The sequence below is a fragment of the Listeria booriae genome, assembly GCF_000766865.1.
GTDB lineage: Bacteria > Bacillota > Bacilli > Lactobacillales > Listeriaceae > Listeria_A > Listeria_A booriae.
The window spans coordinates 74,456-87,831 of the sequence record NZ_JNFA01000019.1; the positions used below are offsets into that span (position 1 = coordinate 74,456).

Consider the following 13,376-nt stretch of genomic DNA (forward strand, 5'->3'; position numbering starts at 1 on the left):
GCGTAACAATCGCGCTCTCTTTTTTACAAAGGGTGTTTTTTATTGAATGAACAACAATTGTCGAAACGATTAGAAATAGTAGTGTCATACGTATCGAACAAGGCACGAATTGCTGATATTGGAAGCGACCATGCGTATTTGCCTTGCTATGCGATTCAACAGGGACTCGCAGAATTCGCTATTGCAGGTGAAGTTGTGGAAGGCCCATTCCAATCAGCAACAAAACAAGTACGAAGTCTAGCTTTAACAGAACAAATCGCTGTTCGAAAAGGTGATGGCTTGGCTGTTATCGAACCCGCAGATGCCATTGATACGATTGTGATTGCAGGCATGGGTGGTGCATTGATTCGCTCGATTTTAGAAGCGGAACCAGCGAAACTAGATGGGGTGAAACGTTTAGTTTTACAGCCGAATATCGCGGCGCATCAATTGCGGGAATGGGCGGAAATCAACCAATGGAAACTGGTCGCCGAGTCCATTTTGCGTGAGGATAACAAGATTTATGAAATTTTAGTGTTAGAACCGAGCGAGGCGAAAGTGGCTTATTCTGACGCAGAACGATTATTAGGACCATTTTTGATGCGGGAGAAATCTGAGGTTTTTCATGCTAAGTGGGAACATGAGCTGGCAAATTGGATAGAAATTCGTGGCAAAATTGATGCAAATAGCGCCAAAAATGCGGAGAAGTTGGCAGAATTGGACTTGAAAATAAAACTGATAGAGGAAGTGTTACGATGAAAGTTGCAAATGGATACGAGTACATTGCGATTTTAGAAGGTATTGCTCCGCGAAAATACGCGATGGAAGGCGATCCGATTGGTTTACAAATTGGTGATTTAAGCCATAAAGTCCGCAAAATCATGTTTACTTTGGATGTTTTAGAAAATGTTGTGGATGAGGCGATTGTAAAAGGCGTGGATTTGATTATCGCGCATCATCCGTTACTTTTTCGTCCGCTGAAAAAGATAGATATGGCAACACCAGAAGGCCGAATTGTGAAGAAGTTGATTAAACATGATATTACAGTATACGCGGCGCACACGAACTTGGATATTGCGAATGGCGGCGTAAACGATGCGCTTAGTGAATTGCTAGGGCTAGAAGATACAGACATTATTGTGCCTACATACAAAGAAAGTTACAGCAAAATGGCCGTTTATACGCCTGATTTCGCGGAAGAATCGGTTCGTCTTGCGTTGGTTAATAACGGGGCTGGCAAAGTGTCTCATTTGTACAGTGAATGTACGTTTACGATTGATGGCACGGGGCGTTTCTTGCCGAGTGAGGAAGCGAACCCAACCATTGGCGAGCCAGGGAAATTGGAAGAGGTGCAGGAAGTCAGAATTGAAGCGATTTTCCCGCGTTCGGAAATGGATCGCATTATGAAGGCCGTGAAAATTGCGCATCCATACGAAGTGCCAGTCATTGATGTGATGCCAATTGAAAATATCAAATCGGAAATGGGCTTGGGACGTATTGGAAATTTGCCAAAAGCGATGGAAATGCATAATTTTATCGCTTATGTGAAGGAGAAGTTATCGATGAGCAATGTGCGCGTTATCGGTGACTTAACAACGCCGGTGCGGAAAGTTGGTATTATCGGCGGGGACGGCAATAAGTTTATTCATAATGTAAAGCGTGCCGGTGCTGACGTATTTATCACGGGAGATATTTATTATCACACAGGTCATGATTTACTGGCGATTGGGCTGCCAACCATTGACGCAGGCCACTACATTGAAAAAGTCATGAAAGCAAGCTTGCGCAACCAATTTGAAGCAATGGCTCGCGTGAATGGCTATGAAGTAGAATTACTTGTTTCTGAGGAAAATACGAACCCATTTACGTTCTATTAAAATGAAAACGAGCATGATTCCTTTGTTTAGGAGCCATGCTCGTTTCATTATTTACCGCCGTTCTTCAAATGTTCTAGACGAGCAGCGCGTTGTTTCTCGATATTTTTTTTGCGGGCGCGTGGTAGGATGCTTACTGGATCTACATCGTGCTTGCGCTCCCACGTGTCGGGATTTTCCGGATCATATTCATCTAGAAAAACTAACACTTCGCGGATAATTTGCGTTGGCGTGCTGGCTCCAGCTGTGACCGCCACTTTCTTGGCATCTTTAATCCAATCTAGATTGAGTTCTTCAATGTTCGCGATGCGGTGGGCAGGAACCCCAGCTTTTTCCTCGGAAACTTGCGCGAGGCGATTACTGTTATTACTGCGCGGATCACCGACAACAATCGTAACATCAGCGCCAACTGCTTGTGTCGCAACGGCTTCTTGACGTACTTGTGTCGCCATACAAATTTCTTGGTGTTGCTCGGCTTGCGGGTACACGGATTGAATGTAATCCATCAAATCCATGACGTCCCATTGACTCATCGTCGTTTGGTTAGTCACGAACACCTTCTCGTTTGTCAGTGGCAAGGCGTCAACATCCGCCATATTTTCAACTAAATGCACGATGTCAGGCGCAACACCAACGGCACCTTCTGGCTCTGGATGGCCCTTTTTGCCGATATAAATAACATGAAAACCTTCATGCTTCTTTTCTAAAATTAAATCGTATGTGCGGGTTACGTCAGGACATGTCGCATCAAGCGTTGTCAGTCCTTTTGCTTTCGCGCGTTCTTTGACAGCAGGAGACACGCCGTGAGCTGTGAAAATCACTGTGCCGCTGTCGATTTGGTCTAAAATAGCTTCTCTGTTTGGGCCGTCTAAAGTGACAATTCCCACATCTTCAAACGCTTCTGTCACATGTTGATTATGCACAATCATGCCGAGTATATGAATCGGGCGGGGTAGGTTTGGATCAAGCGAAGCATTGCGCGCAATCACCATCGCATCCACCACACCGTAACAATAACCACGAGGGGCAATCTTTATAATTTCCAATTGTTAGACCTCCTAAAAGTGTAGTAATCGCAAGTAATCTTAAAAAAGTACACTACTTTTCTATTATAAGCCAGTTTTGACAAGGTTTCAACTGGGCGAATTACGATAAAGTTTAAAATCGACTAGCTTTTCTTACTGACCTAGCTTAGAAACTATGATATAATCATGTTTAGGAACAGAACGGAGTGGAAAAATGAACAAAAAAACAAGGTTTGATCAATTTAACTTTCAACCTTTTATTCAGCTTGCCATTGATAAATTAGGTTTTTACGAGCCAACAGAAGTACAGCAGAAATTAATACCGGGAATTATGAAAGGCGAAAGTGTTGTAGGCCAGTCACAAACGGGAACTGGTAAGACACATACTTTCTTACTTCCAATCATCAACAAAATTAAAGCGGACAAAGATAGTGTTCAGGCAGTGATTACAGCACCAAGCCGCGAATTAGCAACGCAAATCCATAATGAAATCAAGAAAATTATCAAATACAGCGATGATGAGATTCGTTCGCTGCTTGTTATTGGTGGAACGGATAAACAACGTACATTGGATCGCTTGAAGAAGCAACAGCCGCATATCGTTGTTGGGACGCCAGGACGGATTAATGATTTGATTCGTGAAACAGCGCTACTTGTTCATACGACGCAAGTTTTTGTAATCGATGAAGCAGATATGACGCTTGACATGGGCTTTTTAATGGACGTGGATCAAATCGCTAGCAAAATGCCGGAGAACTTGCAAATGCTTGTTTTCTCAGCGACAATTCCGCAGAAGTTAAAACCATTTTTGAAGAAATACATGGAAAATCCGCGTTATGAGCATATTCAGCCGAAAGCGATTGCGAACACAGATGTGACGCATCAGTTAATTGCTCGTCGTAGTAAGAACAAAATGGATATTCTAAAAGATGCACTTGTTGCGTATCAACCGTATTTGGCGGTCGTGTTTACGAATACGAAGGCGATGGCGGATGAAGTGGCGAAGGGCTTGACAGAACGCGGGCTTAAAGTGGCCAAAATTCATGGTGGCGTTGAGGCGCGTGAACGGAAGCGTACAATGAAACAACTGGAAAACTTGGAGTTCCAATACGTTGTTGCGACCGATTTAGCAGCACGTGGTATTGATATTCAAGGAATCAGCCATATTATTAACTACGAATTGCCGAGCGATTTGGATTTTTATATTCATAGAACTGGTCGTACAGGGCGCGCTGGGCATTCTGGTATTGCGTTAACGATTTATGAGGCGTCGGATGAGGATGCGCTGAACCAATTAGAGAAGATGAACATTGAGTTCAAACATGTTGACTTGAAGAATGGCGAATGGGTGGAAACGGATGACCGTAACCGTCGTAAGAAACGTGAGCCAAAACGCGAAGCTGCTGATCCACGCGAAATCGGTATGCGCAAAAAAGCGAAACAAAAAGGTAAGCCGAACTACAAGAAGAAATTAAACTACAAGATGAATGAGATAAAACGTCGCGAACGTAAAATGAACAAACGCGGGAGGTAACGATACATGCTTAGATTAGGTTCACATGTTTCAATGAGCGGGAAAGACATGATGCTTGCAGCGAGTAAAGAGGCAGCATCTTACGGTTCGAACACTTTCATGATTTATACGGGAGCACCGCAAAATACGCGCCGTAAAGCGATTGAAGAGCTGAACATTGAAGCGGGATTACAACACATGAAGGAACATGACATTTCGGATATCGTCGTGCATGCGCCTTACATTATTAATATTGGCAATGCTGTGAAACCGGAAACTTTCGAGCTTGGCGTAACTTTCTTGCAATCGGAAGTGGAACGCACAGCGGCACTTGGGGCAAAACAAATCGTGTTGCATCCTGGTGCGCATGTTGGTGAAGGGGCCGAGACGGGCATCAAGCAGATTATTAAGGGCTTGAATGAAGCGTTGAAACCGGATCAGAACGTGCAAATCGCGCTGGAGACAATGGCTGGAAAAGGGACGGAGATTGGACGGACTTTTGAAGAAATAGCGGCGATTATGGACGGTGTCACGCATAATGAGTTGCTTTCTGTGACGTTTGATACGTGTCACGTGCACGACGCGGGGTATGACATTGTGAATGATTTTGACGGTGTGCTGAATCAGTTTGATAAAATTATCGGACTGGATCGCCTGAAAGTTTTGCATATCAATGATAGTAAAAATGAACGTGGTGCGCATAAAGATCGGCACGCGAACATTGGTTTTGGCCATATTGGCTTTGATGCGCTTAACTACATTGTTCACCATCCGCAACTGGATGACATTTCGAAAATTTTAGAAACGCCATATGTTGGTGAAGATAAGAAAAACAAGAAGCCGCCGTATAAACATGAAATCGCGATGCTTCGGGCGCAGACGTTTGACCCAGATGTACTCACAAAAATCATGGCCGACTAAACGGTCAATAAAGGAGATAGAAACATGACTAAATCACTTGTTTTTGGACATAAGAATCCTGATACAGACACAATCTGTTCTGCTATTGCTTACGCAGAATTGAAGAAAGCGCAAGGCGAAGACTTTGAAGCGGTTCGTCTTGGCGAAATGAATAGCGAGACGGCGTTTGTGCTTGATTATTTTAAAGCAGAAACACCGCGCCTAGTTCAATCCGTTGCGAAGGAAGCAAGTACGGTTAGCCTTGTCGATCATAACGAGAAGCAACAAAGCGCTGACGACATTGCAGATGTGACGATTTTGGAAGTCATCGATCATCACCGTATCGCCAATTTTGAAACGGCAGATCCTTTGTATTACCGTGCTGAGCCAGTTGGCTGTACCGCAACCATTCTTTATAAAATTTTCCAAGAAAAAGGTATTGCCATTTCTAAAACAACGGCAGGCTTGATGCTTTCGGCAATTATTTCCGATACGTTATTGTATCAATCGCCAACATGTACACCAGAAGATAAAGAAATCGCAGAAAAACTAGCAGCTATCGCGGGTGTTGAAACAGCTACATACGGTCTTGCGATGTTAAAAGCAGGCGCTGATGTAACAACAAAAACGGTAGATGAGTTATTGTTAGACGCTAAAGAATTTGATATGGCCGGTTCAAAATTAGAAATCGCGCAAATCAACGTAGTGGATGAACAAGATGTGTTAGTGCGTCAAGCTGAAGTAGAAGCTTTGATGACACAACGTATTGTCGAAAAAGGCCTTGATTTATATCTATTTGTGGTAACGAATATCTTAACGAATAATTCTGTAGGTATCGCACTTGGAAGCAAGATAGACAAAGTTGAAGCAGCATACGGCATTACTTTCACAAACAATCTTGCACCACTAACAGGCGTTGTTTCTCGTAAGAAGCAAGTCGTGCCAATTTTAACAGAAGTATTTTCAAAATAAAAGATGACGAGGAACAGCTTGCAACATGAGGAGCTGTTTCTTGTTTTATTAGGGAGGAAAAGGCTTGGAGTTACTACGTTTATCAGCGTTTACAAGACAAGAACAAGTCGCGTTATGGAATGAAGCATTCGCGGATTACCTCGTCCCGGCAACCATGACAGAGACTAGTTTCAAAGCCCGTATGGAAAGCTTATTTTTATCCGAGGAAGAATCACTAGTTGGCACAATGAACGGCGAGCCAGCAGGCATAGCGCTCACAGGCACAAGATCGTTCCAATCTAAAAAAATCGCGTGGATCGGCGGCATTGCCATCGTACCCAAGTTCCGAAAAAACGGCTTAGCACGCCAACTAATGGAAGCGCTCATTTCGGATTACGACCAACAAAGCGTCGCAGAATCCTGGCTAGAAGTCATAGCAAATAATCACCCCGCAATCCACTTATACGAGTCGCTCGGCTACGAAAAAATAAACGACCTAACTTTCCTAAAAGGCGATTTGCAAAACTACGACAAAGCCGAAGTCGCATTAACAAGCATAACTGGCGAGCCCATCTTGGAAAACCCAAACACACCATGGCAAAACTTGATTTCCGAGCAAACAAAAGCCGCCTCGATATGGCAGGACAATCAAAATCTCGGACACATCATCTACCGTATTTCTGAAAGCGGCCTCACATTATTACAACTAAATCTCCAAGATGATGACAAAATACTAAACGTTCTGCAAACATTTTTCAATCAATTCGGCGCAATCCCGTGCATTATTTCTAATCAAGAAATAAGCCGCCCATTTATTGCAATCTGCATGCAAAACGGTTTTACAGAAGTCGCCCAACAAATACAAATGCGCAAAACCATCCATATCTAATAAAGTTCGTTCCAAAATGCCAATTTCGGCATAGAGAACGAGCTTTTTTATAAATAAGATTCATTACGATTTACAATGCGATGATTTTTATGTATACTAGAGCAAGTAAAGATTTTTAAGTATAGAGGGAGTTTTTCGCGTTATGGATGAAATACTGAAGGTAGCGAACATTTCCTACCATTATGATAAAGAAGAAGTGCTCCAACAGATTAACTTATCGATTCAAAAAGGCAGCTTCACAGGAATTATCGGGCCAAACGGTTCTGGAAAATCAACGCTACTCAAATTAATACTTGGCCTATTAAAAACCCAACAAGGCGACATCACGTTATTCGGCAAGCCACAAGCCCAATTCAAAGACTGGTCCAAAGTCGGCTTCGTCTCGCAAAAATCAAATGCCTTCAACGGCGCGTTTCCAGCTACAGTCAAAGAAGTGGTTTCTAGCGGACTCGTGAAGAAAAAAGGGATGTTTCGCCGTTTAAACCGACGCGATTTCGAAGCTGTTTTCGAAGCATTACGGACGGTTGACATGGAACGTTTTGCAAATCGAAATATTGGTGAGCTTTCTGGTGGCCAGCAGCAGCGGGTTTTTATTGCTAGAGCACTTGTGAGTAAGCCGGAAGTTTTAATTTTAGATGAGCCAACAGTGGGAATTGACGCGCAGAATGTGGCTTCGTTTTACGAATTACTTAAAGCGTTAAATGAGAACGAGGCGATTACGATGTTGCTTGTTACGCATGATTTGATGGCTGTGAACGCCTACGTCGATCATATCGTTAGCCTGAACACACGCGTTTTGTTTGATGGGACGGCAGTGGATTATCAGTTATACTTAGAAGAACGCGAGCTAGAAGCGTTAGAAGCGAATCGGATGGGGGTGGCGCATTGTGATTGCGAACCTGTTTGAATATGATTTTATCCGCAATACGTTTATTGTTGGAATTGTAATCGGGATTGTAGCACCGTTACTAGGTAGTTTTATCGTAGTAAGACGGCTATCATTAATGGCGGACGCGCTGAGTCACGTAAGTTTGGCCGGAATCGCCGTAAGCCTTTATTTAAGCAAAATGTATATCCCACTCGTCGCGCTAAACCCGCTTTATCTCGGTTTCGGTTTTGCAGTCGGCGGATCGCTATTAATGGAAAAACTACGCAATGTATATAAGCAATTTCAAGAACTGGCAATCCCAATTATTATGTCAGCCGGAATGGGCTTTAGTGTCATCTTCATATCGCTCGCCAATGGCTTTAATACTGATTTATTCAGCTACTTATTCGGAAGCGTAAGCGCCGTGAGCCGTTCGGACATGTGGACCATTTTAGCGACAGCATTTGTCGTTTTACTAACTGTATTTTTCCTATACAAAGAACTGTTCTTGCTATCCTTTGACGAAGAGTACGCAAAAGCATCAGGAATTCCCGCAAAAGTAGTCGACGTGATTTTCATGTTACTAGTCGCACTCGTTATCGCTTCCAGCATGCGCATCGTCGGCATTCTACTCGTATCGTCACTGATGACATTACCAGTAGCCGCTGCGATTCGAATTGCTAAAGGATTTAAACAAACCATCGGCTATTCCATTTTATTCGGTGAAATTGCCGTACTAGGCGGCCTTATCAGTGCCTTTTACCTAGACTTAGCGCCCGGCGGCTCGATCGTCATTATTTCCGTTATCATTCTAGTCACAACCATCACCGTGCAAAAAATCAAACAAAAACTAGCGATTGCAGAAAGAAGTGAATCCAATGTCTCTAACAGCTAATGAAGCCTTGCAACTCATGAAACAAAAAGGCTATAAACACACCGATAAGCGCGAATTTCTAATTCAACTATTTGCCCGCAAAAATCGATATATGACCGCAAAAGAAGTTTTAGAGTGCATGAAAGAAGATTTTCCAGGTATTAGTTTCGACACAATCTATCGTAATTTATCGTTGTTTGTCGAACTAGAACTATTTGAAGAAACCGAGCTATCCAGCGAAAAACATTTCCGTTTATCATGCGCGCACGAAGGACATCACCACCATTTTATTTGTTTAAGCTGCGGCAAAACACGCGAAATTTTGATGTGTCCCATGGATTTCTTACAAGAAGCATTGCCCGGCTATCAAGTCGAAGGACATAAGTTTGAAGTATATGGCAAATGTCCAGACTGCCTTGCCAACGCGAGCTAATAATCCTGCAACCCGTAAAAATATCTCCCGATTAGAGATGTTTTCGCGGGTTTTTGTATAATTTTTCATAAAAAACCGATATGTAGTGAATCTGAACCACCATTTATTTTAGTTTTTCTTATATATTTCTTGCCTCCCGTTTTAATCCTGCTCGTTATAATGAATTATCAAGTTAATAAAAGGAGATAAGACAATGACAAGACAGCAAAATACCCAAAAAAAGAAGCAAAATTCTACGAAATGGCTACTAATTGGCCTCGTATTAATTATTATTGCAGCGGGAGGTTACTATTTTTGGAACGCACATCATAACGCAAGCGACGGCAGTGGCAATAGTATTGCAAAACGGGATATATCATACGACAAAACCGTTGCTATCGGCGATTCCATCATGATTGATGTCGAAGGGGACTTAGAATCCGCCATCCCTGATGTAAAAGTAGACGGAGAAGTTGGCCGTCAATTAAAAGCCGCGATTCCACTAGCGGATGAATATAAGAGCTACAACAAGAAAGGTTCGGCGGTTATTTTAGAATTAGGAACAAATGGCTCATTTTCTAAAGAAAGTTTGGAAGAATTACTAAATAAGTTCGACAAAGCAGACATATATGTAGTCAACGTGCGCGTTCCCCGAGATTGGGAGAAACAAGTCAATGACATCCTAGCCGAAACCGTCCCACAATACAAAAACGCCACACTAGTAGATTGGTACTCCTTAGCAAGCAAACATAGCGGCTATTTCGGTGACGACGGCGTCCATTTAACAGAAGCCGGAACAACGGCATGGGTCAACCTTGTAACCGAAAAAATGGCGAAGTAACATTTTATATAAAAAAGACGCAATTCCCTAAAAACTCCTCCTAATTGCTACCAAAATAAATAAAAAAACAGCGGCGCAAACCGTTATAATAAGAGCATGAATGGAGGAGAGTTCATTGCAAGAGCATTTAATGCAGAACGAAGCATTTTTTACAAATAATTATTTTCTATTAGAAATTTTAAAATCCGATCATCGATTTGAACAACATAGCGAAGTAATCACCATTAAAGATCGCGGCACCATCATCACAACTGGCAAAGCAGACGATGACTTTTACATTATTCAAGACGGCATTATTTGCGTCCGCGGTAAAAACAACACCATCATCCAATTCATCAAAAGTGGCAACAGTTTCGGCTACAGCAACCTGTTCAACACAGCCCAGATGACCACGCAATACGAAGTTCTAACCCCAGCCACACTTCTGAAAATTGACAAAGACTTCATGTCCGCCATTTTTCGCAACAACCGGCTCGGCATTTACATTTTAGATGAATATTATACAAAAACAATGCAATTAGCTGGTCTGCGCTTAGAATCATTCGAATTACCATCTGACCGCAGAGTCGCAGTCTGTTTATACGAAATCGCCAAAATGATCGGCCAAAAAACAAATCAAGGCACTCTGATTCCCCGCGTCATAACACAACAACACGTCGCAGAATATTGCCAGACATCCCGAGAATACACAACCATGATTTTAAACCGACTAGCAAAAGACGGCTATATCCGACTGCGCCCAAAACCATGGTTTATCCCAGACGTGGAAGCACTAGTACACGGTTTATAACAAAAAAAGTTGAGACTAGGTTACATCTCAACTTTTTTCGCGTGGAAATATATCTAGAATGGTATATAATAAAGTAGATACTATTCTAGGCAAGAGGTGCATAAAATGAATATTTCAAGATGGAGAATCGTATATTTAGTAGTGTATCTGCTCGCAATATCATTATCTTTCTTAGGCATTTTTTTAGAAATGAGATTCTTGAACTTTACAGCCACTGCAATGCTCGTGGCTTTAGTCATTTGGCTTATCGCGAACAGAAAAAAATTCAAGTAAAAACGCGCCCCATATTAACGGGAACGCGTTTTTTTCTGCTTTACAAAATTACTACCATTTATTTGGCCAAACTGATAACCAATCGAATCCACAAGTGCTGCAATGGAATCCGCGCGTTGAATGTTAGCAAGCTCGCGCACGATATCCGCAGCAACCTCAGCATCTTCTAGCGCATGATGGTGCTCAAACGAAATACCGAAATAATCAGCTACTAAATTCAGTTTGTGCGAACGAAGCGGCAAGATTTTTTGGGACAACACGCAAGAGCAGAAATACGCATTTTCCGGTAGGGGAAGGCCATATTTCTCTGTCGTTGCCCGAAAAACATTCACATCAAATGTAGCGAAATGTGCCGCGACTGGCAAATCACCGATAAAGGAAATAATGCTCGGGTAAGCCTCCAGCCAATTTGGCGCGTCCCACACATCTTCAGGATAAATACCATGAACACGAATATTAGACGGATAGAAATCTTCCTCAGGGTTAATCAGTTGATAAAGCTCCGAATCCTTCTGTCCATCAATATATTTTACTAAACCAATCGAACAGGGGCTTGTACGCGACCCATTCGCCGTTTCAAAATCAAACACCACATAATCTAAATGATTCATTCTGTCTCAACTCCTTGTAACCTTATGATACGCCTACAAATTAGTCTTGCGCAAGGATTTTGGTTTAATATAAAGCCCCAAGTCACGCCGTTCTTTCCGCAATGCTTTCGAAAGCGAGAGCATCATTAACAACATAATAAACGAAAACGGTAGCGCGACAATAATCAACATGTTTTGCAAACCTTCCAAACCACCACTGAACAGCAGAATCGAAGCGATAAGCGACTGAATAATGCCCCAAATAAATTTAACCCGATTCGCAGGATTCATGACCCCATTCATCGTTTGCATACCGAGCACATACGTTGCCGAGTCCGCAGAAGTAATGAAAAACACGCCAATCAAGAAAATCGCGATGACTGAAAGCAACGAACCAAGTGGCATATGATTAAACGTTCCAAACAACACTTCCTCCGTTTTCAAAGAAGTTAAGTCAAATCCAGCACGCTGAACCGAAGTCGAAGCCGTTCCGAATACAGAAAACCAAACGATACTAAGCACAGTAGGCAACAAAATAACCCCAGCTAAAAATTCACGAATTCGGCGTCCCTTGGAAACCCGAGCGATAAAAATACCAACAAAAGGGGACCAAGAAATAAACCAAGCCCAGTAAAAAATCGTCCAATTATTAATCCATTCACGCCCAGCCGCATTCACCGGATCGGTTCGGAAACTCATGCCGACAAAATTTTGCATATAAGCGCCCGTCGCATCCGTCATCATATTTAGCGTAAGCAACGTCGGACCAACGATAATCACAATAATCATTAGCAAAACGGCCAAAACCATATTCGTATTACTAAGCCATTTCATTCCGCGTCCCAAGCCACTCATCGCTGACGTCAAGAAAAGCACCGTCACAATTGCGATAATAATAATCTGCACCTTGAAGTCCACCGGAATATCAAACAAGAACGATAGACCACCATTAATCTGCGTCGCACCAAAGCCAAGCGTCGTCGCAACACCGACAATCGTCGCAAAAACGGCAATCACATCAATCGTTACACGCACAGAAGGCTTCATCCATTTTCCAAGAAGCGGGTCAAGCGTCGCGCTAATCAACCCAGCCTTGTCATGACGAAACTGGAAATAAGCCAGAGTCAAACCAACAAAAGCATAAATCGCCCACGCATGAATTCCCCAATGGAAAAAGGAAAAACGAAACGCATCCATAAGCGCCTGATTCGTTCCAGGTTCCGCCTCAGGACTCGAAATCGCATAATGCGACAACGGCTCCGTCGCGCCCCAGAACACAAGGCCAACACCCATTCCAGCACTAAAAAGCATTCCAAACCAAGAAATAGTTGAATATTTCGGTTTTTCTCCAGCTTTTCCAAGTTTGATCGATCCAATCGGACTCACAATCAAGTAGAAGCAGAAAATAACAAGTAATGACACGAAGATTAAGTAGTACCAACCAAACGTTGTTGTAATAAAGTTTTGCACGCTAGCCGTCACGTCAGCTAACCCCTTAGGCGCCACAATTCCGACAGCCACAAAAGCAAGCGTAATAGCTAGTGTAATCCAAAACACATTCGTAATTTTGTGCGAACTTCCTTTTTTTGTTTCCATA

Annotated in this window: 14 protein-coding genes; 11 read left to right on the forward strand and 3 right to left on the reverse strand. The window is 42.7% G+C overall.

The features are described from left to right. The first annotated feature begins 42 nt into the window (after nucleotides 1-42). Both EP57_RS06315 and EP57_RS06320 read left to right on the forward strand, forming a co-directional pair. Complete coding sequence (locus EP57_RS06315) at nucleotides 43-738, forward strand: tRNA (adenine(22)-N(1))-methyltransferase (protein ID WP_036085283.1); 696 nt, start codon at nucleotides 43-45, stop codon at nucleotides 736-738. Next, nucleotides 735-1,856 carry a Nif3-like dinuclear metal center hexameric protein gene (locus EP57_RS06320; protein WP_036085284.1) on the forward strand — a complete coding sequence of 374 codons (1,122 nt, stop codon included), beginning with the start codon at nucleotides 735-737 and terminating at the stop codon, nucleotides 1,854-1,856. Before EP57_RS06315 ends, EP57_RS06320 begins: the two co-directional genes overlap by 4 nt. Before the next feature lie 47 nt (nucleotides 1,857-1,903). Here the strand turns inward: EP57_RS06320 and EP57_RS06325 are convergent, their stop codons facing one another. After that, nucleotides 1,904-2,899, reverse strand: a complete 996-nt coding sequence (locus tag EP57_RS06325) for a 4-hydroxy-3-methylbut-2-enyl diphosphate reductase (RefSeq protein WP_036085285.1) — start codon at nucleotides 2,897-2,899, stop codon at nucleotides 1,904-1,906. Between the two features lie 193 nt (nucleotides 2,900-3,092). On the opposite strand from EP57_RS06325, the gene EP57_RS06330 reads away from it, so the two are divergent. The 9 genes from EP57_RS06330 (at nucleotide 3,093) to EP57_RS06370 (ending at nucleotide 10,916) form a co-directional block, all read left to right on the forward strand. Next, nucleotides 3,093-4,412, forward strand: a complete 1,320-nt coding sequence (locus tag EP57_RS06330) for a DEAD/DEAH box helicase (protein ID WP_036085288.1) — start codon at nucleotides 3,093-3,095, stop codon at nucleotides 4,410-4,412. Nucleotides 4,413-4,418: 6 nt separating this feature from the next. Continuing rightward, a complete protein-coding gene (locus tag EP57_RS06335; RefSeq protein WP_036085289.1) occupies nucleotides 4,419-5,312 on the forward strand; it encodes a deoxyribonuclease IV in 894 nt (297 codons plus the stop codon). A gap of 24 nt (nucleotides 5,313-5,336) precedes the next feature. Continuing rightward, complete coding sequence (locus EP57_RS06340; RefSeq protein WP_036085290.1) at nucleotides 5,337-6,263, forward strand: manganese-dependent inorganic pyrophosphatase; 927 nt, start codon at nucleotides 5,337-5,339, stop codon at nucleotides 6,261-6,263. Nucleotides 6,264-6,327: 64 nt separating this feature from the next. Further along, a complete protein-coding gene (locus tag EP57_RS16475) occupies nucleotides 6,328-7,131 on the forward strand; it encodes a GNAT family N-acetyltransferase (RefSeq protein WP_052167590.1) in 804 nt (267 codons plus the stop codon). Nucleotides 7,132-7,273: 142 nt separating this feature from the next. Further along, nucleotides 7,274-8,038, forward strand: a complete 765-nt coding sequence (locus EP57_RS06350; RefSeq protein ID WP_036085293.1) for a metal ABC transporter ATP-binding protein — start codon at nucleotides 7,274-7,276, stop codon at nucleotides 8,036-8,038. Next, on the forward strand, nucleotides 8,019-8,894 hold the full coding sequence (locus tag EP57_RS06355) for a metal ABC transporter permease (protein WP_036085295.1): 876 nt from the start codon (nucleotides 8,019-8,021) through the stop codon (nucleotides 8,892-8,894). The genes EP57_RS06350 and EP57_RS06355 overlap by 20 nt, the downstream gene beginning before the upstream one ends. Beyond that, on the forward strand, nucleotides 8,878-9,306 hold the full coding sequence (locus EP57_RS06360) for a Fur family transcriptional regulator (RefSeq protein WP_036085297.1): 429 nt from the start codon (nucleotides 8,878-8,880) through the stop codon (nucleotides 9,304-9,306). The genes EP57_RS06355 and EP57_RS06360 overlap by 17 nt, the downstream gene beginning before the upstream one ends. 193 nt (nucleotides 9,307-9,499) lie before the next feature. After that, a complete protein-coding gene (locus tag EP57_RS06365) occupies nucleotides 9,500-10,126 on the forward strand; it encodes an SGNH/GDSL hydrolase family protein (protein WP_036085299.1) in 627 nt (208 codons plus the stop codon). 115 nt (nucleotides 10,127-10,241) lie between these two features. Then, nucleotides 10,242-10,916 carry a Crp/Fnr family transcriptional regulator gene (locus tag EP57_RS06370; RefSeq protein ID WP_036085301.1) on the forward strand — a complete coding sequence of 225 codons (675 nt, stop codon included), beginning with the start codon at nucleotides 10,242-10,244 and terminating at the stop codon, nucleotides 10,914-10,916. A gap of 287 nt (nucleotides 10,917-11,203) precedes the next feature. Here EP57_RS06370 and EP57_RS06375 read toward each other — a convergent pair whose 3' ends face one another. Further along, nucleotides 11,204-11,800: a 3'-5' exonuclease gene (locus tag EP57_RS06375; protein ID WP_036085303.1), complete on the reverse strand. Its 597-nt coding sequence runs from the start codon at nucleotides 11,798-11,800 to the stop codon at nucleotides 11,204-11,206. Between the two features lie 33 nt (nucleotides 11,801-11,833). Continuing rightward, nucleotides 11,834-13,375 carry a glycine betaine uptake BCCT transporter gene (locus tag EP57_RS06380; RefSeq protein WP_036085304.1) on the reverse strand — a complete coding sequence of 514 codons (1,542 nt, stop codon included), beginning with the start codon at nucleotides 13,373-13,375 and terminating at the stop codon, nucleotides 11,834-11,836. Nucleotide 13,376 lies beyond the last annotated feature (1 nt).

Coding starts and splice junctions, on each gene's coding strand:
- EP57_RS06375 (WP_036085303.1), bottom strand. CDS start 11,800: ATGAATCATTTAGATTATGTGGTGTTTGATTTTGAAACGGCGAATGGG.
- EP57_RS06340 (WP_036085290.1), top strand. CDS start 5,337: ATGACTAAATCACTTGTTTTTGGACATAAGAATCCTGATACAGACACA.
- EP57_RS06365 (WP_036085299.1), top strand. CDS start 9,500: ATGACAAGACAGCAAAATACCCAAAAAAAGAAGCAAAATTCTACGAAA.
- EP57_RS06380 (WP_036085304.1), bottom strand. CDS start 13,375: ATGGAAACAAAAAAAGGAAGTTCGCACAAAATTACGAATGTGTTTTGG.
- EP57_RS06350 (WP_036085293.1), top strand. CDS start 7,274: ATGGATGAAATACTGAAGGTAGCGAACATTTCCTACCATTATGATAAA.
- EP57_RS06335 (WP_036085289.1), top strand. CDS start 4,419: ATGCTTAGATTAGGTTCACATGTTTCAATGAGCGGGAAAGACATGATG.
- EP57_RS06360 (WP_036085297.1), top strand. CDS start 8,878: ATGTCTCTAACAGCTAATGAAGCCTTGCAACTCATGAAACAAAAAGGC.
- EP57_RS06330 (WP_036085288.1), top strand. CDS start 3,093: ATGAACAAAAAAACAAGGTTTGATCAATTTAACTTTCAACCTTTTATT.
- EP57_RS06320 (WP_036085284.1), top strand. CDS start 735: ATGAAAGTTGCAAATGGATACGAGTACATTGCGATTTTAGAAGGTATT.